Genomic DNA, 21,981 nt, shown 5'->3' on the forward strand with positions numbered 1-21,981 from the left:
AGTTGTTTGCAATTGCATTATTAAGAATTGGTTCTATTCTCACAAAAAAAAATAAAAAAAAAGACCCAAGCATAATGCCTGGGTCTTTAAGGTTATTAGAAATTAAATACTACTATTTCTTGGCTTTAGCCTTAGTAGTTTTTCCTTCCATTTTATCCTTCAACGCTTGTAGTGCTTCATTGGCATCACCCAAAGTAGGCTTGGCTTCATCCGCAGCTGCAGCAGCTTTCTTAACCGCTTGCTTTACATTACGTTGCTCTTCTTCTCTAAAAATAGCAGTGTGGCTGGCAACAACTCTTTTGAATTCTTTATTGAACTCAATAATTTTAAATTCTGCCTCCTCACCTTTGGCTAATTTCTTACCATCTTCTTTCTCTAAATGACGAGAAGGAACAAAAGCTACAATATCTTCATTAAAATCGATAGTGGCTCCTTTGTCAACTATTTCACCAATAGAAGCTTTGTGTACAGTTCCCAAAGCAAACTCAGTCTCATATTTATCCCAAGGATTCTCAGTAGTCTGTTTGTGGCCTAAACTAAGTTTACGTCCTTCAACATCCAATTCCAGCACCTCAACTTCCAATGTATCACCAACGGTAACAAATTCTGATGGATGCTTAATTTTCTTAGTCCAAGAAAGGTCAGAGATGTAAATAAGACCGTCTATACCTTCTTCCAATTCCACAAACACACCAAAGTTGGTAAAGTTTCTTACAATACCTTTATGTCTAGAACCTACTGGATATTTAGTAGTAATATCAGTCCATGGGTCTGGAGTCATTTGCTTAATGCCCAAAGACATTTTACGATCCTCCCTATCCAAGGTCAAAACTACTGCTTCCACCTCGTCTCCTACTTTTACAAAATCCTGAGCGGAACGCAAGTGTGTAGACCATGACATTTCAGAAACGTGAATTAATCCTTCCACACCTTCAACAACCTCAATAAATGCACCGTAATCAGCAATAACAACAACCTTACCTTTAACTTTATCTCCAATCTTAATTTCATCGCTTAGAGCTTCCCAAGGATGCTTCTCTAATTGTTTAAGACCTAATTGAATTCTAGATTTATTATCATCAAAATCAAGGATAACAACATTTAATTTCTGGTCTAATTCTACCACCTCGTTTGGATGGTTGATTCTGCTCCAAGAAAGGTCAGTGATATGTACAAGTCCGTCAACGCCACCAAGATCAATAAATACACCGTAAGATGTAATATTCTTAACAACACCTTCTAATACTTGTCCTTTTTCTAATTGACCAATGATTTCTTTTTTCTGTTCCTCAATATCGGCCTCAATCAGTGCCTTATGGGAAACAACTACGTTCTTAAATTCATGGTTGATTTTCACCACCTTGAATTCCATAGTTTTATTTACATACTGGTCGTAATCACGAATAGGTTTAACATCTATTTGAGAGCCTGGCAAGAACGCTTCGATTCCGAAAACATCTACAATCATACCACCTTTAGTTCTGCATTTAACAAAACCTTGAACTATTTCTTCTTTGTCATGAGCAGTATTTACTCTTTCCCAAGCCTTAATAGTTCTCGCTTTTCTATGGGACAATACCAATTGTCCACTTTTATCTTCGCGTATGTCTATAAGAACTTCTACTTTGTCGCCCACCTTTAAGTCGGGGTTGTAACGAAATTCATTCAAAGAGATAACACCTTCAGATTTAGCGTTAATGTCGATTATTGCTTCACGATCCGTTAGGTAAACAACTTTTCCCTCTACTACTTCTTCATCTGCAGTATCAACGAAATTTTCTGTTACCAATTTCTCAAACTCTTCAAGCTTGGAATCTTCTACTCGCTCTATTCCTTGCTCGTATTTGTCCCAGTTAAAGTTTTCTAAAAATTCTTTTGGATCTTGTACTGGAACTTTAGCTTTTTCTTCCTGTACTGTTTCTGTAGTTTCCTCAACTACTGCTGCAGTTTCTTCAACTGCTGGAGTTTTTTCTTCAGCCATTTGCTGATTAAAATTTGTATTCTATAAGCTCCACAAGAGTTAACAATGCTTATAGAAGGATTAATTATTTTAATTTTTCCCTTTTCCTCTTGACTATTCGCTAAAAAGGAGTGCAAAAATACAATTAAATAATTGTTTTACAAACCTTATTTTTAGAAGGTTAGATTGCTTTCTACAAAAATTCTCTTTTTTTAGCAAAATAGCCCAATAATTGCTATCTTGAAACCCTTAATATTAACCATTAAAATAAAGTTAAAAATGAGTGTTAAAGAAAAATACCAGCCAGTTTTGGATTTGGGGGAAGAACTAGGTATCAAGGATGGTAAAGTAACCGTTGAAGAGGGTGTCCTTAAAGTTAAAGGCATGGCAGGTACTCAATATGAAAAGAACCTCCTTTGGGATAAAATAAAGGAAATATCCAATGGTGACCTTTCTGATATAAAAGCAAACATCACTGTTGAAGATGAGTCTGTTTATGCCAGACACACTGTAAAAAGTGGTGAATCTTTAAGTTTAATTGCCAAGCATTATTATGGTGATTTAATGAAGTACAAAGAAATTTTTGCCGCCAATAAAGGTATATTAAAGAATCCTGATGTAATACATCCTGATCAAGTTTTGGTAATACCAAATCTTTAATAAACAGTAAATATTATTAGATTAAATAGGGACGTTTTCTAAAGTCCCTATTTTTTTATGCCTGCTTTTTTATTACCCTTAGCGCATAATTATGAATACGCTCGAACTGTTCTTTTAGTCCCATATCACTATTATCAAACTCAATAGCATCATTAGCTTTTCTAAGAGGGGATATTTCTCTATGGGAATCTCTATAATCCCGATCCTCCACATTTTGTAATACCTCGGCATAACTAACCTTCTCCTGTCTATCCAATAATTCCTTATACCGTCTTGTTGCCCTTGCCTCTGGTGAAGCTGTCATAAATATTTTGAGTTCAGCATTGGGAAAAACTACAGTCCCTATATCTCTGCCATCCATGACAATTCCCTTTTCCTCCCCCATTTTTTTCTGCATGTCCACCAGCTTATATCTTACCTCCTCAACAGCCGCAATTTTACTTACTTGTCTAGAAACATCCATGCCGCGTATTTCTTTTTCCACATTCTCATCATTGAGATACATTTCTGCAAACCCCAATTTTTCATTGAAGACAAATTTTAGGCTTATTTTGGGCAAAAGCTTTACCAAAGCATTGATATTGTCCCTTTTTCCACCAATAAAACCGTTTTTGATAGCGAAAAGTGTAACCGCCCTATACATGGCGCCAGTATCCACATAAACATACCCCAATGCTTTTGCCAACTGTTTCGCAATAGTGCTTTTTCCTGTGGAAGAATAGCCGTCTATGGCTATAGTAATATTTTGCATGGCTTAAAAATAGTAATAAATGTATTGCTATAACTTTTTGGCTCCCTTTACCTTTTGATTAGTGATTGCAATATCTATTACCTCGCTCATATCAGAAACATAATGGAATGTAAGTCCTTTTAAATAATCTTCTTTTATTTCCAAAATATCCTTTCTATTGTCCTCACAAAGAATAAGCTCCTTGATTCTAGCTCTTTTGGCAGCCAAAATTTTCTCTTTTATTCCTCCTACGGGCAACACTTTACCCCTGAGTGTAATTTCACCTGTCATAGCCAAGCTTTTCTTTACCTTTTTCTGGGTGAATAAGGATACCAAAGACGTTAACATAGTAATACCAGCACTAGGTCCATCTTTTGGAGTAGCTCCCTCTGGAACATGGATATGCACATTGTATTTGTCAAAAACTTCAGAATTTACCCCATACAAGTCAGCATTGGATTTTATGTATTCCATAGCGATGGTAGCAGATTCCTTCATCACCTTACCAAGATTCCCTGTAATATTAAGGGTTCCTTTTCCTTTAGATAAAATGGATTCTATAAAAAGAATATCCCCACCAACACTTGTCCATGCGAGACCAGTAACAACTCCTGCTACGTCGTTATTCTCATACTTGTCGCGTTCCAATCTTGCAGGACCCAATATTTTCTCAACATCCTCATTGGATATTTTTACATTATACTCTTCCTCTATAGCAATAGATTTCGCTGCATAACGCACCATTTTTGCAATTTGCTTTTCTAATGACCTTACCCCTGATTCTCTGGTATAACCCTCTACAATTTTCTCCAATTGAGGCTTTCCAATTTTTAAATGTTTAGGCAGTAATCCATGCTCCTTTAACTGCTTGGGCAATAAATGTCTTTTAGCTATTTCTACTTTTTCTTCAATGGTATACCCTGTAACATTTATAATTTCCATTCTGTCCCTTAAAGCAGGTTGAATGGTAGATAAATTATTTGCAGTTGCAATGAACATAACCTTGGAAAGGTCGTACCCCATTTCCAAGAAATTATCATAGAACTCACTATTTTGCTCAGGATCCAAAACTTCTAACATGGCCGATGATGGATCCCCTTGATGACTGCTGGAAAGCTTATCTATTTCATCCAAAATAAAAACAGGGTTAGATGTACCAGCCTTTTTTAGGCTTTGGATAATTCTTCCTGGCATAGCGCCAATGTAAGTTTTCCTATGCCCTCTAATCTCTGCTTCATCTCGCAAACCACCCAAAGAAATTCTAACATATTCTCTTCCCAATGCTTCTGCTACAGATTTTCCAAGAGATGTTTTCCCTGTCCCTGGAGGACCATATAAACATAGAATAGGCGATTTCATATCATTTCTCAATTTAAGCACCGCTAAATATTCTATGATTCTTTTTTTTACATCTTCTAGACCATAATGATCCCTATCCAATATTTTCTGTGCACGTTTTAGATCAAACTTATCACTTGAAAACTCTTCCCAAGGCAAGTCTAAAAACAAATCCAAATAATTTCTTTGAATAGAATACTCAGCAACCTGTGGATTCATTCGCCGCATTTTAGCAAGTTCTTTCTCAAAATGTTCTCCAACTTTCTTGCTCCATTTTTTTGTTTTGGCTTTCACCATCATTTCATCTACTTCCTCTTCATAAGAAATACCACCCAATTCTTCTTGAATGGTTTTCATTTGCTGATGAAGAAAGTACTCACGTTGTTGTTGATCTAAATCACTACGGACTTTGGACTGAATATCATTTTTTAGCTCCAATTTCTGAAGCTCCACATTCATATATTTAAGTGTTGCCAAAGCACGATCTTGTAAATTTGGTATTTCTAACAACTCCTGCTTTTCCTTAACATGTAGATTTAGGTTAGAGGAGACAAAATTGATTAGAAAAGAATTACTCTGTATGTTCTTAATGGCAAAAGAAGCTTCGCTTGGAATATTTGGATTATCCTTAATAATCTGCAAAGAAAGTTCCTTGATGGACTCTATGATTGCCAAAAATTTCTCATCGGTCAAACTAGGTCTTTCTTCAACTGTTTCGCGTATTGTTGCAGTCATGTATGGCTTTTCGGTCAATACCTCGGCAACTTCAAAACGTTTTTTACCCTGTATAATAACTGTCGTATTTCCATCGGGCATCTTAAGAACCCTAAGAATCCTAGCAACTGTACCTAAAGTATTAATATCCTTAATTCCTGGATTCTCAACACTTTCATCCTTTTGGGAAACAACACCAATGACTTTGGAACCGTTGTTGGCATCTTTTATTAAATTTATTGATGAATCCCTGCCAGCCGTTATAGGTATTACCACCCCAGGGAACAATACCGTATTTCTTAAAGGTAAAATCGGTAAGGTTTCTGGCAATCCCTCTTTTGTCATTTCCTCTTCATCCTCCACTGTTAAAAGTGGAATCAGTTCCGAATCCTCATCGATTCCCTGTAACGACATATTGTCAAAATTTGAAAACTTAGAATCTCCCATATCTATATATCTGCGTCATTCTGTCATAATAAGACAGAAATCCAAATTCTTTTTTGTTAAAATAATTACTATAAAATACTAAACACTAAGCAAATGCAAGCATTCAGCTTTCTTTCTCATCATAATAATTCAATTCTCATGCCAACAAAGAAGAAAAATCTTAAAAAAAACTGTAACAATCCTTAAATTGAATCATCTCTATAACAAACCTTGAACTTTTTGAGCCAAACTAAAGGACATACTGATATTGATGTTTTATTGCAATTGTGTTTAAATGGAAAACAAACAGCACAATTGGAAGTTTACAACCGCTACTATAAGGCAATGTACAACACAGCTTTGAGGATTGTGAAAAATAGTGCTGAGGCCGAGGATGTTATGCAAGAATCATTTTTGAACGCGTTCACCAAACTGCAAACATTTAAAGGCGATGTAACTTTTGGATCCTGGTTAAAACGAATTGTAATCAACAACAGTATCTATCATTACAGAAAACAACAAAAAAGCAAGGAAGTTGGTCTGGATGATATTCTGTATAAGGTCGAAGATAATGATGTGGTTGCCTCTGATCATGGCGCAACAGAACTGAAGGCTCAAAAAGTGATGGAGACCATGAAAAAATTAAAGGACAATTACAGAATTTCTTTGACCTTACATTTAATAGAAGGGTATGACTATGAAGAAATTAGCAATATAATGGATATGAGCTATGCAAATTGCAGAACAACCATATCCAGAGCTAAAGAAAGCCTAAGGCAAAAAATGATAACAGCTTAATAATGAAAAAAGAAAATTTAGAAACCTTATTTAAAAACCTTGAAGGCTCTTTTGATATGGAAGAACCAAAGGTTGGCCATGAGGAACGTTTTTTGGAAAGGCTGAACAACAACCAGCAAACTGTTAGTTTGCATAAAAGGAAAACATGGTGGAAGCCATTGTCAATAGCTGCTTCCATTGTATTGCTTATCTCGGTTGGTACCGGTCTTTTTTTTAAGAGCACACCAAGTATTGATGAACAAGTGGCTGAAATTTCGCCTGAAGCATCCCAAACTGAATTTTACTTTGTGAATTTAATCAATGAACAAATAAAGCAGCTGGAAAGCGAAAGCACTCCAGAAACACAAAAAATAATAGATGATACTTTATTCCAACTTAAAAAATTGGAAACCAATTATGAGGTTTTGGAGCAAGACCTTTTAAAAGGTGGTAACAGCAAGCTCATCTTAAGTGCGATGATTACCAACTTCCAAACAAGAATTGACCTTTTACAAGAGGTATTAAACCAAGTAGAAAGAATTAAAAATTTAAAAAATTACGATGATGAAAACTTTACTATATAAATATACCGCAGTAATTCTATTTTTCCTGCCTACTGTGCTTTTGGCAAATAATGGAGATCTTACGGGCAGGTACACTAAAGAAAAAACAATTAAAAAAGAATACAATGTAAATCCCGATGCTTTGTTAAAAGTAAATAACAGCTATGGTAATCTCAACATTACCTCATGGAACGAGAATAGAGTGGTCATTGAGGTCCACATTAAAACCAACGGTAACAATGAGGAAAAAGTACAGAGAAAATTAGATCAAATCTCTGTTGATTTTGATGCAAACAACAGTATGGTCTCCGCAAGGACCATATTCAACAAAAATAAGAGCAGTTGGGGATGGAACTGGGGAAACAACAATGTAAACATGCAAATAAATTACACTATAAAGCTTCCTATAAAGAATAGTGTAAACCTAAGCAATGATTATGGAAGTATTATTTTAGATAGAGTGGATGGCCATGCCAAAATAAATTGTGACTACGGTAGATTGGATATAGGAGAGCTTAGAGGGCGTAACAATCAATTAAATTTTGATTACACATCCCGGTCTTCAATTGATTACATAAACAGTGGTGAAATAATAGCGGATTACTCAGGTTTCTCAATTAAAAAGGCCGGAGATTTAATTATAAAGGCTGATTATACCAATGCTGATGTTGAAAAAATGGGGAACCTTGAATATTCCAGTGACTATGGTTCAATGGAGATTGGTGAGGCCAATAATGTACATGGCACAGGAGACTATATTAATGTTAGAGTTGGAAATGTACACGGCAGTGTAGATATTTCTGCCGATTATGGCTCTGTGAAAATTGCCAATATGGAGGCAGATGCAGGGAACATAAATATTAGAACCGATTATACAGGAATCAAAATTGGATATGATTCGGGATATTATTTTGATTTTGATATTACAACGGAATATGCAGGAGTAAGTGGCAAGGACGATTTTGAAATCAGCATTAGTATAGAAAAATCCCAAGAAAAACATTACAAAGGGTATCGTGGAAAAGAAAATAGCGGCAACCATGTTTCTGTGGACAGTGAATATGGAAGCGTATCATTCAATAAAAATTAATCAATCTAAAACAAGAAATCAATCATGAAAAAATTAATGACACTAGGACTTGCACTATTAATGGTTGCCACCGTAACCGCACAATGGGGCAGAAAAATTAAGGGGAACGGTAACATTGTGACCATTGAACGCTCTGTAGGAGATTATGACGCAGTAGCCCTTTCAGGCTTTTTCGATGTTGACTTGGTTGCCGGAACGGAGGGAGAACTCACCCTTAAAGGAGAAGAAAATTTATTGGAATACATTAAAACCGAGGTTAAAGATGGGAAATTAGTTATAAAAGTAGAAAAGGGTGTGAACCTTAGGCCATCTAATTGGAACGAAGGTATTCATGTAACAGTTCCTATTGAAAGTATCGATTCGGCAACCTTATCCGGATCTGGTGACATTGTTGGAGAAACTACTATCAAAACACGCCATTTTAAAACTTCTATTTCTGGGTCTGGGGATATTTCCTTGGATGTAGAAGCAGATACGGTAAGTGCCAATATGTCTGGCTCCGGTGATATTAAATTAAGTGGAAAAACAACAGATTTTGAAGTAAGTATTTCTGGGTCTGGGGATATTAAGGCCTATGATTTAGAGGCTGATAATGTGGATGCAAGAGTATCTGGATCGGCAGATATTAAAGTAACTGTCAATGAAACATTAAAAGCCCGGGTAGCTGGTTCTGGAGATATTCATTACAGAGGAAATCCCAAAAAAATAGATTCTAAATCTTCAGGTTCTGGCGATATTTCTAAAGGATAGATTGAAATAAAAGTTGAGTTTATTCATCAAATAAAAAAGCCCCAAATTGGGGCTTTTTTTATTTTATATCATACATTTATGATTTAAGTTTTTCTTTGAAAAAATCAAGGCTGCGTTTCCAAGCAAGATTGGCAGCGGCGTCATCATATCTAGGTGTAGTATTGTTATGAAAACCATGGTTTACGTCTGGGTAAAAATGAGCCTTGTACTCAATTTTGTTTTCTTTAAGCACTTTTTCATAAGCAGGCCATCCTGCATTTACCCGTTCATCCAATCCTGCAAATTGAAGCATTAATGGAGCTTTTATCAATGCAGCTTCTTCATCTGATGGCTGTCCCCCATAAAAAGGAACGGCAGCAGCTAAAGAAGGAATTTTAACGGCCATCATATTAGAAATCCAACCTCCAAAACAAAATCCTACTACACCAACTTTTCCATTGCAATCCTCATGGTTCATTAGATATTCATAAGCAGCTACAAAATCTTCCAACATTTCGTTGCGGTCCCGTTTCCTTTGCATGGTTCTTCCTTCATCGTCATTGCCTGGATATCCTCCAAGGGGAGAAAGGGCATCTGGCGCCAAGGTCATAAAGCCTTCCAAAGCAGCTCTTCTACCTACATCTTCTATATAAGGGTTTAACCCCCTATTCTCATGTACAACAACAATTCCACCCAATTCACCCTTCGCCTCTAACGGTTTGGAAAAAAGTGCTTTAATATTACCACCACCTTTCGGGGAGTCATAATTAATAAATTCCGATTTTAACCTAGGGTCACCAGGCTGTACCAAAATAGAGTCTATATAATTGGGCATTATAAAACTAAGAAGTGATGAAACAGTAACGCCTCCAACAGCATACAGGGATAACTTTTTAAGAAATTGTTTCCTATCTATTTTATTGTGGGCATAGTCATCATAGAGATCGTATACCTCCTGATTTATGTCTTCCTTTGTGAGTTTTTTCATATCATACAGTTTAAAAATTGACTTTAAGTAAATTCAACTTATTTATTTCCAACCTATTAAAATTCAGATAAAAAAGAAGAAAACACAAATTTTTCTGTTTAAAAAACTTAATTCAACTCCCCTATTGTTCACCCTTGTCAATAAAATAGCTCCCGCAACAAAAAACAATCCCAGGAATATAGTAGCAGTTCTCATGTTGCTCACCTGGGCCACAAAACCGTCAGGGAAATTACTAATGATAAAAAGATTATACTTTCTTTAAAACCCCTTCCTCATTAATAATGAAAATTTTGTCTGATTCTTTTATTCTTATCTTGAATTCAAAACCGAAATTGGTCTTATAAAATGTAGCTATAATTGGTTCTTTTTCAGAAAATTTAACAGAAACATTCTTTATTTTTCCAACTTTCAGATTCATAAATTCCTTTAATGAACCAAATTTTGTTTGTCTAAACAATGCATAGGCTACCTGCTGTATTTCCATCTCCTCATTTTCTTTGTATACAACCCCTAATGACGAGACTTCATTCGTAAACTGCAGTACCCCCCACTTCTCTGGTTCGTGCATATTTATAACTTTTTGGTTGCTCCACACCCAATTATATTCTTTTAGAAATTTGTCATTGACTTTTTTTCTTTGATATTTCGAATCTACAATATCATAATTCCATTCTACTCTAGAAAAATTAATTCGCCATTGATCTCCATTATCAATTTTTGGATAGGGTTTTAACCCTAACTCCATAAGCGCTTTCATAGGAATAGCCATCTCAACACTCCACATGGAATCTATATCAGAGGAATCGTTTATTGTACCATTAATGTGCACTGCAGATTTTAATTTGTTAAGATTCCAATGATTATTTGGTTTTCCACTACTTCTATAGGGTTTATCCAACAATAAATCCCAAACAGTTCCCAATGCATTTATTTCAATTTCTGCATAATTTTTTGTAGTCCCAGACGGGTCTATAAATACTTCGAAATCATTATTATAAAAAATGACTTCATCCCTGTTTTTAATATCTGCCCAAATATGGGGCTCCTCCATTTCAGAGTAAACATATAGATATTCTTCATCCCATAGCATTTTAATCTTAGTATCATACTTTGGAGTGTCAATTCCCTCTATATCAATAAAGGAATCCGAAAATTTGGCCATTTTCCAACTAGATTCATTTGAAATCCCGTCAATTACTATATCTCCCTCGTTTTTTGAAACTATGTAGTGTTTAGGTACCACTATGTCCTCAGTTACATCTATATATGAAGTTAATTTTTCATTCATTCCATGCTTACATGAAAAGCAAACGAATATGGCTACCAATAATGGTATCTGTCTCACTTTAGAATAATTTAAGTTTTGTTTTCTTTAATTCTTTTGATTCTTCCCTTTTTTTGATTTTTTGAGCAACGCTATATTTACCCCAAGGAAATACCTAAACGATATGCTCACTAAAGTATGGAAGAATTTCATAGTTCTAAAACTGATTGAACAAAAAAAATCTTATTTCATGGACTCTTTAATCCCTTTTTTTTACCCTGGTCAATAAAATAGCTCCCGCTACAAAAAACAATCCCAGGAATATAGTAGCATTCCTCATACTGCTTACTTGGGCCACAAAACCATAAAGAAAAGTACCTATGATAATTCCTATTTTTTCGGATACATCATAAAAACAGAAAAATGAAGTGGTATCAGTAGTTTCGGGCAAAAATTTAGAATAAGTAGATCTTGATAAAGCCTGTATTCCCCCCATTACCATACCCACACACCCTGCCGCTATGTAAAAATCCATTGGTGTCACCATAAAATAGGCATAGATGCAGATAAGCACCCAAAGTATATTTACAAAAATTAGGGTTCTTATGTTTCCAAAAGCCTTGGAAGCCATAGCCGTCAAAGTAGCTCCCAAAATGGCCACTACTTGAATAACCAAAATACTTACAATTAGACCAGTAGTACGGTTATCATCCGTTCCCCATGCTATTTCTTCCTCCCCAAAATAAGCCGCAATCAACATAATGGTCTGTACTGCCATACTGTACACAAAAAAAGCTCCCAAATACCTTTTTAATTTGGTTTCTTTGCCCAATTGATTCCATACCCCTTTCAACTCCCTAAAGCCATTGAGAATTATATTTTTTCGTTCCCCTTCCCTTTTGTTTCCTTTTGGTAAATGCCTAAAAGTATACTGACTAAATAAAATCCACCAAAATCCAACAGTAACAAAAGAAACCTTCATTGCCTCCAGTGAGGCTATATTTTTTGAATTCGTAATAGCTGTACTAAGTTCCTCTTCTGTGCCATTTTCCTTGATATATTCTGAGATACCCACATCGAAACCAAATAACTCCGGCCTCATTACCATAGCCAAATTTACCAATAACAAAATAACGCTGCCTACATATCCCAAAGAGAAACCCTTGGCGCTTATACGATCATGTTGATCAGGAAAGGCAATATCCGGCAAATAAGAGTTATTAATGGCAAAACTTACCCAAAACCCCACAAGACCAAAAAAATAGCAGGCCAAGCTAATATATATATTCTCCAAAGAGAACCAATAAAGCCCTATGCAAGAAACTCCGCCCAAATAGCAAAAGAACTTCATAAAGACCTTCTTATTACCCAAATAATCTGCAATACCTGATAGTAGAGGAATTATAAGTGCTATAAATATAAAGGCCAAAGACGTAACATAGCTTATAAGTGGAGCACGGGCAATTTCACCACCAAAAACTGTAACCTTTTCTATTTCCGCTGTCCTAAAAAGAGCGCCATAAAAAATCGGGAATATGGCCGATGCTATGACCAAACTGTATACAGAATTTGCCCAATCGTAAAATGCCCACGCGTTTAAAAGTTTCTTACTTCCCTTGATTGCCAATGCTCTTGTCATATACTAAAAATAAAAAAGCTGCTCCAAAAAGAACAGCTTCGAATATACAATTAATAATTTCTTTGCATTAATAATATGATACTACGCCATATTTAGCAGCCTCTTCTTTTGCCAAGGGTGCCCAAGCCGTAAGATTAGCTATTCTAGTATCGTTTGATGGATGCGTACTCATAAACTCAGGTGGAGCTTCCCCCCCGCTATTTGCTTTCATTCTTTTCCATAGTTCGGCAGCTTCATCTGGATTATAACCAGCAATTGCCATAATTTGCAAACCTATCCTATCTGCTTCTGTTTCATGGCTTCTACTAAATGGAAGCATTACACCTAATTGAGAACCCAAACCATATGCTTGATTGAACATATTACGTTTTTGTGGATCTTGAATGGCTACATTACCTGCAACAGCTCCTAACTGTTGTAATGTACCTGCACTCATTCTTTGAGCACCATGATCGGCCAGGGCATGGGCCACCTCATGACCCATTATTACAGCTACACCTGTTTCTTGTTGCGCTATAGGAAGTATACCTGTATAGAATACAATCTTACCTCCTGGCATACACCAAGCATTCACCGTTTCATCTTTTACAAGATTGTATTCCCATTGATAGTCCTTAAGATAACCCGGGTATCCATTTGCTGCCAACCATCTTTCTGCAGCAGCGGAAATTCGTTGGCCAACTTTTCTTATCATATTGGCTTCTGACGTACCAGTTATTGTTTCGTTCTCTCCCAAAAATTGATCATACTGTGCAAAAGCCATTGGAAAAATCTGGCTATTTGGGTAAAAATTTAATACTTTCTTTCCCGTAAAAGGGTTTACTTTACATGAAGCAACTGCCAAAAAAATGGCAATTACCAATACTACTTTTTTCATCTTGCTAATGTTAATGTTAGTGTTTATTTTAACAAAGGTAATTTACAAAAAAATTAATTCCCTGTTATATGTAGTTCCGTAAAGTCCTTACTTATTTCTATGCTATTATTCTGGTTCAGCTTCACAGAACTAGGTTCAACTTGCTCATTATCCACCTCTATTGTTTTAATAGAAAAGGGCAATCCATGAAACTGTAGTTTAAATGTTTTATATGGCGTAATAAAACTACCATCTTTGAATTGCTGAATAATAAGCTCGTCTTGTTTTCCCCTTAATCTAAATTTTCTCAAACTATACCTTCCCTTTTTATAGTCGTAACCGTCTTGTTGGTCCTCATAAACTTCAGAATTCTCGATACCATCTTTATAATAAACATCCAAAACCAATTCATTTATTTCTTTTTCGCCAACATATTGTTGTACGGGATATTTAGGAATCATAGCTCCTGCTTTTATAAACATTGGGATTTTACCCAAATCAGCAGACACCCATTTTTCCAAGCCACCGTTAACCATTTCATCTGTCCAATAATTGTACCATTCTCCCAATGGTATATACATTCGACGTCCCTGAGCGTTTGGTTCTTGGACAGGGCAAACCAAAATTTGTTCCCCAAAGATAAATTCATCTGTTCTAAAATGGGTCTGTGAATCACTTTGGTCATAGAAGACCAGAGACTGTATCATTGGCAAACCATCTTTTATATATTTATAAAACATGGTATATAAGTAGGGTAACAATTGGTATCTAAGTTCTATGAATTTTCGAACAATATCAGTAATTTCTTTTCCAAAAGACCAGGGTTCCTGATCGCCATGATCACCACTGGAATGTACACGGCAAAAGGGGTGAAAAATACCCAACTGAATCCATCTGGCAAATAACTCACCATTTGGTTGTTCAGCAAAACCACCTATGTCTGTCCCCACAAAAGAATAACCACTGATACACATTCGTTGTACCTGTACATTTGCAATCCATAAATGTTCCCATGTCGCTACATTGTCCCCTGTCCAAGTGGCACAATATCTCTGAGTACCAGAATAGGCAGCCCGGGTAAGTACAAAAGGTCTCTTGGGATATGTAAATTTCTTTAATCCATCATAAGTTGCACGTACCATTTGCATACCATAAATATTATGTGCCTTACGGTGACTACAAGGGTGCCCATCATAATCGTGTCTTACATCCAAGTTGGCAGTTTTTGTAGGTACTTCCATAATTGCAGGTTCATTCATATCGTTCCAAACCCCATGAACGCCCACATCCACCATCATTTCTTTATAAAGACCTGCCCACCATTCCCGAACCTCTGGATTGGTAAAATCTGGAAACTTACATTCTCCAGGCCATACTTTCCCTTTGAAATGCGGTCCGTCTGCTCTGCGACAAAAGAAACCATTGTCCATCGCTTGTTTATATACCCAATAGTCATTGTCTATCTTAATCCCGGGATCGATCATGGTAACGGTCTTAAATCCGATTTCCATTAAATCATCAACCATTTTTTTCGGGTTTGGAAAACGCTTGTTGTCCCAAGTAAAACAACGAAAACCTTCCATATAATCAATATCCAAATAGATGGCATCACATGGTATTTTTTTATCTCTAAAAGTTGAAGCTATTTTTTTTACATTTCTTTCAGGAAAATAACTCCATTTAGATTGGTGGAATCCCATTGCCCACATAGGTGGTAATTCTGGGACCCCCGTTAAATCTGTATAAGCTTCGACAACTTGTGACATTTTGGGGCCATAGAAAAAATAATAATTCATTTCCCCTCCATCTGCCCAAAAACTGGTTACATGTCTTTTCTCATGTGCAAAATCAAAATAGGTACTAAAAGAATTGTCAAAGAAAATTCCATAAGCCGCTTCATTGTGCAACCCAATATAGAAGGGGATGGATTTATATAAAGGCTCTTGATCCTTGCCATATGCATATTGATCGGTCACCCAATTGTTAACTCGCTTTCCTTTTAAGTTAGAGTGCGAGGCTTTGTCACCCATTCCATAATAGCTTTCTCCAGATTGGGTTACCTTGCTCATTTTTACAATATTGCCTCCATAGTCGAAATTTTCTTCCCAATGAAAGCCCAGCTCATCTTCATTTATGATGTTACCATCCAAATCTGCTATCTGTACTTTTAAATCATCTTTTTTTACATAAATTATGATTTTGGCAGTTTTAATAACATATTCCGGGATTTCATTAGTTACTTCTAAATGATTATATCCTGTGCTAGCATCTTCACTTATGGCATAGGAAAAATCAGGTTCAAAATCATGCTCTGTAGCATATCTAAAACGAATGCCACTATCCCTTAACACGGTTATTTCTAGTATAACCCCATTTTTTGTTGTAAAATAAAGTTTATCCTTTTCCTGCTCAAATGAAGTGATAAAATCTGGAAACTGGTTCCCTCTCTTTGCAACGTCAGTATTGGTAATCATAAATTAGTTGTTTTATTCCCTAACAAAAGAAATACTTTGGATGATAATATTAAAACTATACAATACACATTCTTGAAGTATTTGCATAATGTGATTTTTTAGCGGTTTTTTTTATTGAAAAATGACAACACTTAGTGGTGGAATACTAATTTCAACAGAGTTATTATATCCATGCCATGGTTTACTTTCTATTTCCACATTTGTATTATGAATACCACTTCCTCCATACTTAGTATTATCACTATTGAAAACCTCTTTTAACTTACCCTTTCTTGGCACTCCCATTCTATAATTCTCCCTTGGAACCGGAGTGAAATTACAAGCAACTACTATATCGTTTTTTTTATCGTGCCCTTTTCTTATATAGGTCAATACCGAATTTTCATGGTCCCCATAATCTATCCATTGAAAACCTTCTGGGCTAAATTGTTTTTCATAAAGGGCAGGAAAGGTTTTGTATACTGTATTTAAGTCCTTCACCATTTGTTGAACACCAGCATGAAAATCATACTGCAACAAATGCCAATCCAGGCTCTGCTGGAAATTCCATTCAGAAGACTGGCCAAACTCTCCCCCCATAAAAACAAGGTTGGTACCTGGATGGGTATACATATACCCAAACAACAATCTTAAATTGGCAAATTGCTGCCATTCATCACCTGGCATTCTATACAATAGAGATTGTTTGCCATACACCACCTCATCATGCGAAAAAGGCAACATAAAGTTTTCAGTGAAGGCATAGGTCATACTAAACGTTAAATCATTTTGATGGTGCTTTCTATAAATAGGTTCTTTTTTAAAATATTCCAAAGTGTCATGCATCCACCCCATCATCCACTTCATCCCAAAGCCCAGTCCACCATATTCCACAGGTCTGGAAACCCCTGTAAAAGCAGTTGATTCCTCAGCTATGGTCTGGACTCCATCAAAAGTTGTGTAAATGGTTTCATTGAGCTCCCGAATAAAGGACATGGCTTCCAAATTTTCATTATTGCCGTACATATTGGGTTCCCACTCGCCTTCCTCTCTTGAATAATCCAAATAAAGCATAGAGGCAACGGCATCTACTCGAAGTGCATCTGCGTGAAATTGATCTAGCCAAAACAAAGCATTGCTTATTAAAAAAGCCCTTACCTCATTTCTTCCGTAGTTAAAAATTAGACTTTTCCAATCGGGATGATATCCTTTTCTACGGTCAGGGTGTTCATAAAGGTGAGAACCGTCAAAAAAACCAAGTCCGTGTGCATCCTCAGGAAAATGGGATGGCACCCAGTCCAAAATAACACCTATATCGTTTTGATGCAATTTATCCACCAACATTTTAAACTCTTCAGGTTTTCCAAACCTAGATGTGGGCGCAAAATATCCCGTAAGCTGATAGCCCCATGAAGGGTCGTAAGGATACTCCATAATTGGCATAAACTCAACATGGGTAAAGTTCATTTCTTTTACATAATTCACTAATTCATCCGCCATATTCGCATAGGACAAATATTCATTGCCTTCTTTCCTTTTCCAAGAACCTAAGTGCACTTCGTAGACAGCATAGGGCTTGTCTAGCCCATTTTTATCTTTTCTATAACCCATCCACGCTTCATCATTCCACTTGTAATCTGCATTCCATACAATGGATGCCGTGTTAGGAGGATGCTCACAAAACCGACCAAAAGGATCGGCCTTTTCTGTAATCAATCCATAATTATGCGATTCTATTTTATACTTGTACTTGCTTCCATGTCCTACACCCGGTATAAATCCCTCCCAAATACCACTTTCATCCCATCTTACGTATAAATTATGCTCTCCAGCTGTCCAATAGTTAAAATCCCCAACTACCGAAACAGTTTTTGCCGTTGGGGCCCAGACCGCAAAATAAGTTCCCTTTACACCATCTACCTCTAAAGTATGAGAACCCAACTTATCATATAGTCTGTAGTGTTTTCCCGATTTAAAAAGATTGATATCAAACTCCGTAAATAAACTATGCGCAACTACTTTGGCCATATGTATAAGTGATATTGTTATCAGGAATCAAAAGTAACGTTTTTCTGACGAAAAGTGCGTTGGAATAAACTCAGATCAATTTTAATAAAAATAAGTTTTTTGATTAAAAACATTTTTTGGAATGCTTTTTGTTTTTAATCAATAAAAAAGTGTCCAAAACCGTTTTTTCTGGTTTTAAGGCAACCAAACACAAACAATTAAAATTAAACATCATGAACAAATTAACATTAGTACTCGGCGTATTTTTAACTCTATTCATTATTTCTTGTGAAGGCCCCCAAGGACCTCCAGGCTTTGATGGTTTTGATGGACAAGATGGATTGAATGGGCAAGATGGTATAAACATTTTAGGACAAGTTATTGATATTGAAGGAAGCTTTACTCCAGAAGATAATTATTCCATATTCTTTGAGTTCCCACAAACAACAGAGGTTTTTGAATCAGACGTGGTATTGGTATATCTATTATGGGACCAAACCGAGGATACTAATGGTGAACCTATTGATATCTGGAGGTTATTGCCACAGACCCGAATTCTGGATCAAGGGTTATTGCAATATAATTATGACCATACATTTTTGGATGTAAGCATTTTCTTGGAATCGGACTTTGATTTGGGAACACTTCAAGCGGGGGATACGGACAATCAAATATTCAGAATTGCCATTATTCCCGCAGATTTCACATCTGGCAAAATGGATAAAACCAATATTTCATCAGTAATGAAAACAATTGGTGTAGAAGAAAGCCAGGTACAAAAAATTATGCTAGATTAATCCCCAATAAAGTTTGGCAGAGCCCTATTTCTTTCTTAGAAATAGGGCTTTCTTTATATACTCCTGTGATAATTATGTGATACACTTCTTGTACATTTGAAAGAAATAAGAATTAAAACGTCCTAATTAAAAAACAAAATCATGTTCAAAAAAATATACTTTATCCTAATCTTGACCTTGATGGGATGTAAGGGAAACTCCCAAGAGAATAAAATGGTTCAATCTGAGAAACAAGAAGTTTTTACTGTTTCTAAAACTGATGCCGAATGGAGAAGTCAATTGACAGATATACAGTATTATATCCTTCGAAAAGCTGGGACTGAAAATGCATTTACAAGTGATTTGTTAGATAATAAAGAAAAAGGAATTTATGTATGTGCCGGATGTAATACAGAGCTTTTTAAAAGTGAGCATAAATTTAAATCTGGAACAGGTTGGCCCAGTTTTGATAGGGAAATTGAGGGAAATGTGAGTTTTGATACCGATTATAAAATAGGATATGCACGAACAGAAGAACACTGTGCTACCTGTGGTGGGCATTTAGGGCATGTCTTTAATGATGGGCCAAGCAATACAACTGGAAAAAGACATTGTATAAATGGGGCAGCTCTAAAGTTTGTTGCCAAAAATTAAATTTTTATTACACATATATTTTTAGAATCTCTACTTTATTTACCAAGAAATTTGCATTCTCACAATACTTTGTTGGCATTCCTCCAAACTTGAAAAATGAGGTATTTAATGATCATACTTATAAAAACCAGCTGGAGGGTATCTCCCCTGCCACAACAATTACAATAATCGTGTAGTTTTCATTTTGGTTTTGTAACTTTGCACCTGCAAAAAAGCACATCAAAAAATAGATACATGAGCAATTTCGATGTTATTGTTTTAGGTAGTGGTCCTGGAGGTTATGTAGCAGCCATAAGGGCTTCTCAATTAGGTTTAAAAGTAGCCATAATAGAAAAAGAAAGCCTAGGTGGCATTTGCCTAAATTGGGGGTGTATTCCTACCAAAGCGTTGTTGAAATCGGCGCAAGTTTTTGAATACCTACAACATGCCGAAGATTATGGCCTTAAGGCTGAGGGAGTTGATAAAGATTTTGATGCTGTAGTAAAAAGAAGCCGAGGGGTTGCCGATGGGATGAGCAAAGGAGTTCAATTCCTAATGAAAAAGAACAAAATAGATGTCATTAACGGATATGGGAAAGTTAAAACAGGCAAGAAAGTTGTAGTTACAACAGAAGAAGGAAAAGATACAGAATACTCCGCAAACCATATTATAATCGCTACAGGCGCGCGTAGCAAGGAATTGCCGAGTTTACCACAAGATGGCAAAAAAATCATAGGATACCGAGAAGCATTGAGCTTAAAGAAACAGCCAAAAAAACTGGTTGTAGTTGGCAGTGGTGCCATAGGAATAGAATTCGCTTATTTCTACAATGCAATGGGAACTGAAGTAATTGTTGTAGAATACCTTCCTAACATTGTTCCAGTTGAAGATGAAGATGTATCCAAACAATTAGAACGTAGTTTTAAAAAAGCCGGGGTAAAAATTATGACCTCATCTGAAGTTACCAAAGTTGATACTTCTGGTGATGGGGTAAAAGTGACAGTTAAAACAAGTAAAGGAGAGGAAATACTAGAAGCAGATATAGTACTTTCCGCTGTTGGAATTAAAACCAATATAGAAAATATAGGATTAGAAGATGTTGGTATTATAACCGACAGGGATAAAATTTTGGTAAATGATTTTTATCAGACCAATATTCCAGGATACTACGCCATCGGAGACATTACACCTGGTCCAGCATTGGCTCATGTTGCATCGGCAGAAGGAATTATATGTGTAGAAAAAATTGCAGGAATGCATGCTGAACCCTTGGATTATGGCAATATTCCTGGTTGCACCTATTGTATGCCAGAAATTGCTTCTGTTGGGCTCACGGAAAAACAAGCAAAAGAAAAAGGACTGGATATTAAAGTTGGCAAATTTCCTTTCTCAGCAAGTGGAAAAGCAAAAGCTGCAGGCAACCCAGATGGCTTTGTAAAAGTAATTTTCGATGCAAAATATGGTGAGTGGTTAGGATGCCATATGATTGGTGTGGGCGTTACAGATATGATTGCTGAAGCTGTGGTTGCTCGTAAATTGGAAACTACCGGTCATGAAATATTAAAAGCAGTTCATCCCCATCCAACTATGAGTGAGGCAGTTATGGAAGCTGTTGCCGCCGCTTATGATGAGGTAATACACTTATAATGTTGAAAATATTTCGAGGCACGGCAATTTTAGAAGGGGTATCCTATCTTCTACTCTTTGGATTAAGTATGCCCTTAAAGTATTGGGCTAATATTCCCCAGCCAAATAAATGGATTGGCTACGCCCATGGCATATTGTTCATTGGGTATGGGGTTCTTCTTGTCCTATTAACTTTTGAAAAAAAATGGGGGATAAAAAAATTCTTGAAGTTTTTTGTTGCTTCCCTCTTACCTTTTGGAACGTTTTATATTGACAAAAAATATTTAAAACCTTCAGCTCAAAAAGCTTTGGATAGCTAAATCATAACTCTGCAGACCAAAACCAAGAATAACACCTTTAGCTGAAGGAGAAATGTAGGAAACATGCCTAAAATCCTCTCTATTATAGGTATTGGAAATATGAACCTCAATTACAGGGGTTTCTATTCCCTTTATGGCATCTCCAATACCAATTGAAGTGTGGGTATATGCCCCAGCATTTAGTATTACACCATCATACGAAAAACCCACTTGGTGTAACTTATCTATTAGTTCTCCTTCAATATTAGACTGATAATATTCCAATTCGGCATCAGGAAATCTACTTTGTAAAGTTTTAAAATATTCCTCAAAAGTAGTATTGCCATACACTTCTGGTTCACGCTTACCTAGAAGGTTTAAATTGGGGCCATTTATAATAATTAACTTCATGTGTTAAAAGTAACAAAATGTAATACATAAAAAAAAAACGGA

General features: G+C 36.1%; 19 protein-coding genes. 9 read left to right on the top strand and 10 right to left on the bottom strand.

Annotated elements, in window-relative coordinates; all coding sequences use genetic code 11:
- Window positions 1-112 precede the first annotated feature (112 nt).
- The gene (rpsA, locus tag GGR42_RS04515) at window positions 113-1,981 is read right to left on the bottom strand and encodes a 30S ribosomal protein S1 (protein WP_167961268.1); all 1,869 of its coding nucleotides are present in this window, start codon (window positions 1,979-1,981) and stop codon (window positions 113-115) included.
- Window positions 1,982-2,239: 258 nt separating this feature from the next.
- On the opposite strand from rpsA, the gene GGR42_RS04520 reads away from it, so the two are divergent.
- Complete coding sequence (locus GGR42_RS04520) at window positions 2,240-2,620, top strand: LysM peptidoglycan-binding domain-containing protein (protein WP_167961270.1); 381 nt, start codon at window positions 2,240-2,242, stop codon at window positions 2,618-2,620.
- Window positions 2,621-2,675: 55 nt separating this feature from the next.
- Here GGR42_RS04520 and cmk read toward each other — a convergent pair whose 3' ends face one another.
- Window positions 2,676-3,371 (bottom strand): (d)CMP kinase, encoded by a 696-nt coding sequence (gene cmk / locus GGR42_RS04525; RefSeq protein ID WP_167961272.1) that lies wholly within the window; start codon window positions 3,369-3,371, stop codon window positions 2,676-2,678.
- A gap of 27 nt (window positions 3,372-3,398) precedes the next feature.
- The gene (gene lon / locus GGR42_RS04530) at window positions 3,399-5,849 is read right to left on the bottom strand and encodes an endopeptidase La (protein ID WP_167961274.1); all 2,451 of its coding nucleotides are present in this window, start codon (window positions 5,847-5,849) and stop codon (window positions 3,399-3,401) included.
- A gap of 219 nt (window positions 5,850-6,068) precedes the next feature.
- Here lon and GGR42_RS04535 point away from each other — a divergent pair, with 219 nt between their 5' ends.
- Genes GGR42_RS04535 through GGR42_RS04550 form a run of 4 tightly spaced genes read left to right on the top strand, consistent with a single transcriptional unit; the run spans window position 6,069 to window position 9,008 of the window.
- Window positions 6,069-6,626 (top strand): RNA polymerase sigma factor, encoded by a 558-nt coding sequence (locus GGR42_RS04535; protein WP_167961276.1) that lies wholly within the window; start codon window positions 6,069-6,071, stop codon window positions 6,624-6,626.
- A 2-nt stretch (window positions 6,627-6,628) separates the two neighbouring features.
- Complete coding sequence (locus GGR42_RS04540) at window positions 6,629-7,189, top strand: hypothetical protein (protein ID WP_167961278.1); 561 nt, start codon at window positions 6,629-6,631, stop codon at window positions 7,187-7,189.
- The gene (locus tag GGR42_RS04545; RefSeq protein ID WP_167964348.1) at window positions 7,170-8,258 is read left to right on the top strand and encodes a DUF4097 family beta strand repeat-containing protein; all 1,089 of its coding nucleotides are present in this window, start codon (window positions 7,170-7,172) and stop codon (window positions 8,256-8,258) included. Before GGR42_RS04540 ends, GGR42_RS04545 begins: the two co-directional genes overlap by 20 nt.
- A gap of 24 nt (window positions 8,259-8,282) precedes the next feature.
- On the top strand, window positions 8,283-9,008 hold the full coding sequence (locus GGR42_RS04550; RefSeq protein WP_167961280.1) for a head GIN domain-containing protein: 726 nt from the start codon (window positions 8,283-8,285) through the stop codon (window positions 9,006-9,008).
- A 76-nt stretch (window positions 9,009-9,084) separates the two neighbouring features.
- Here the strand turns inward: GGR42_RS04550 and GGR42_RS04555 are convergent, their stop codons facing one another.
- From GGR42_RS04555 to glgB, 6 genes are all read right to left on the bottom strand, one after another.
- Window positions 9,085-9,975 carry a dienelactone hydrolase family protein gene (locus tag GGR42_RS04555; protein WP_167961282.1) on the bottom strand — a complete coding sequence of 297 codons (891 nt, stop codon included), beginning with the start codon at window positions 9,973-9,975 and terminating at the stop codon, window positions 9,085-9,087.
- Window positions 9,976-10,222: 247 nt separating this feature from the next.
- A complete protein-coding gene (locus GGR42_RS04560) occupies window positions 10,223-11,320 on the bottom strand; it encodes a carbohydrate-binding family 9-like protein (RefSeq protein ID WP_167961284.1) in 1,098 nt (365 codons plus the stop codon).
- A 178-nt stretch (window positions 11,321-11,498) separates the two neighbouring features.
- Entirely contained in the window at window positions 11,499-12,878 is a 1,380-nt protein-coding gene (locus tag GGR42_RS04565) for an MFS transporter (RefSeq protein WP_167961286.1), read from the bottom strand.
- A gap of 67 nt (window positions 12,879-12,945) precedes the next feature.
- Window positions 12,946-13,755, bottom strand: coding sequence for a M48 family metallopeptidase (locus GGR42_RS04570; RefSeq protein ID WP_167961288.1), 810 nt, complete (start codon window positions 13,753-13,755; stop codon window positions 12,946-12,948).
- Window positions 13,756-13,808: 53 nt separating this feature from the next.
- Complete coding sequence (locus GGR42_RS04575; RefSeq protein WP_167961290.1) at window positions 13,809-16,208, bottom strand: glycoside hydrolase family 31 protein; 2,400 nt, start codon at window positions 16,206-16,208, stop codon at window positions 13,809-13,811.
- A gap of 111 nt (window positions 16,209-16,319) precedes the next feature.
- On the bottom strand, window positions 16,320-18,215 hold the full coding sequence (glgB, locus tag GGR42_RS04580; RefSeq protein ID WP_167961292.1) for a 1,4-alpha-glucan branching protein GlgB: 1,896 nt from the start codon (window positions 18,213-18,215) through the stop codon (window positions 16,320-16,322).
- Between the two features lie 212 nt (window positions 18,216-18,427).
- Between glgB and GGR42_RS04585 the strand changes: the two genes are divergently transcribed.
- From GGR42_RS04585 to GGR42_RS04600, 4 genes are all read left to right on the top strand, one after another.
- On the top strand, window positions 18,428-18,991 hold the full coding sequence (locus tag GGR42_RS04585) for a collagen-like triple helix repeat-containing protein (protein WP_167961294.1): 564 nt from the start codon (window positions 18,428-18,430) through the stop codon (window positions 18,989-18,991).
- A gap of 141 nt (window positions 18,992-19,132) precedes the next feature.
- Entirely contained in the window at window positions 19,133-19,624 is a 492-nt protein-coding gene (msrB, locus tag GGR42_RS04590; protein WP_167961296.1) for a peptide-methionine (R)-S-oxide reductase MsrB, read from the top strand.
- 234 nt (window positions 19,625-19,858) lie between these two features.
- Window positions 19,859-21,250 carry a dihydrolipoyl dehydrogenase gene (gene lpdA / locus GGR42_RS04595; RefSeq protein WP_167961298.1) on the top strand — a complete coding sequence of 464 codons (1,392 nt, stop codon included), beginning with the start codon at window positions 19,859-19,861 and terminating at the stop codon, window positions 21,248-21,250.
- Complete coding sequence (locus tag GGR42_RS04600) at window positions 21,250-21,549, top strand: DUF3817 domain-containing protein (protein WP_167961300.1); 300 nt, start codon at window positions 21,250-21,252, stop codon at window positions 21,547-21,549. Before lpdA ends, GGR42_RS04600 begins: the two co-directional genes overlap by 1 nt.
- Here GGR42_RS04600 and aroQ read toward each other — a convergent pair.
- The gene (aroQ, locus tag GGR42_RS04605; RefSeq protein WP_167961302.1) at window positions 21,523-21,939 is read right to left on the bottom strand and encodes a type II 3-dehydroquinate dehydratase; all 417 of its coding nucleotides are present in this window, start codon (window positions 21,937-21,939) and stop codon (window positions 21,523-21,525) included. The genes GGR42_RS04600 and aroQ overlap by 27 nt on opposite strands.
- Window positions 21,940-21,981: the final 42 nt, after the last annotated feature.

The organism is Saonia flava (genome assembly GCF_011927795.1).
In the GTDB taxonomy this organism is placed as follows: domain Bacteria; phylum Bacteroidota; class Bacteroidia; order Flavobacteriales; family Flavobacteriaceae; genus Saonia; species Saonia flava.

Bases quoted from the DNA above. Each gene is read 5' to 3' on its own strand.
- GGR42_RS04570 (WP_167961288.1), bottom strand. From the start codon at position 13,755: ATGAAAAAAGTAGTATTGGTAATTGCCATTTTTTTGGCAGTTGCTTCA.
- lon (WP_167961274.1), bottom strand. From the start codon at position 5,849: ATGGGAGATTCTAAGTTTTCAAATTTTGACAATATGTCGTTACAGGGA.
- msrB (WP_167961296.1), top strand. From the start codon at position 19,133: ATGTTCAAAAAAATATACTTTATCCTAATCTTGACCTTGATGGGATGT.
- GGR42_RS04575 (WP_167961290.1), bottom strand. From the start codon at position 16,208: ATGATTACCAATACTGACGTTGCAAAGAGAGGGAACCAGTTTCCAGAT.
- GGR42_RS04565 (WP_167961286.1), bottom strand. From the start codon at position 12,878: ATGACAAGAGCATTGGCAATCAAGGGAAGTAAGAAACTTTTAAACGCG.
- GGR42_RS04540 (WP_167961278.1), top strand. From the start codon at position 6,629: ATGAAAAAAGAAAATTTAGAAACCTTATTTAAAAACCTTGAAGGCTCT.
- aroQ (WP_167961302.1), bottom strand. From the start codon at position 21,939: ATGAAGTTAATTATTATAAATGGCCCCAATTTAAACCTTCTAGGTAAG.
- cmk (WP_167961272.1), bottom strand. From the start codon at position 3,371: ATGCAAAATATTACTATAGCCATAGACGGCTATTCTTCCACAGGAAAA.
- GGR42_RS04555 (WP_167961282.1), bottom strand. From the start codon at position 9,975: ATGAAAAAACTCACAAAGGAAGACATAAATCAGGAGGTATACGATCTC.
- GGR42_RS04545 (WP_167964348.1), top strand. From the start codon at position 7,170: ATGAAAACTTTACTATATAAATATACCGCAGTAATTCTATTTTTCCTG.
- GGR42_RS04600 (WP_167961300.1), top strand. From the start codon at position 21,250: ATGTTGAAAATATTTCGAGGCACGGCAATTTTAGAAGGGGTATCCTAT.
- GGR42_RS04520 (WP_167961270.1), top strand. From the start codon at position 2,240: ATGAGTGTTAAAGAAAAATACCAGCCAGTTTTGGATTTGGGGGAAGAA.
- GGR42_RS04550 (WP_167961280.1), top strand. From the start codon at position 8,283: ATGAAAAAATTAATGACACTAGGACTTGCACTATTAATGGTTGCCACC.
- rpsA (WP_167961268.1), bottom strand. From the start codon at position 1,981: ATGGCTGAAGAAAAAACTCCAGCAGTTGAAGAAACTGCAGCAGTAGTT.
- lpdA (WP_167961298.1), top strand. From the start codon at position 19,859: ATGAGCAATTTCGATGTTATTGTTTTAGGTAGTGGTCCTGGAGGTTAT.
- glgB (WP_167961292.1), bottom strand. From the start codon at position 18,215: ATGGCCAAAGTAGTTGCGCATAGTTTATTTACGGAGTTTGATATCAAT.
- GGR42_RS04585 (WP_167961294.1), top strand. From the start codon at position 18,428: ATGAACAAATTAACATTAGTACTCGGCGTATTTTTAACTCTATTCATT.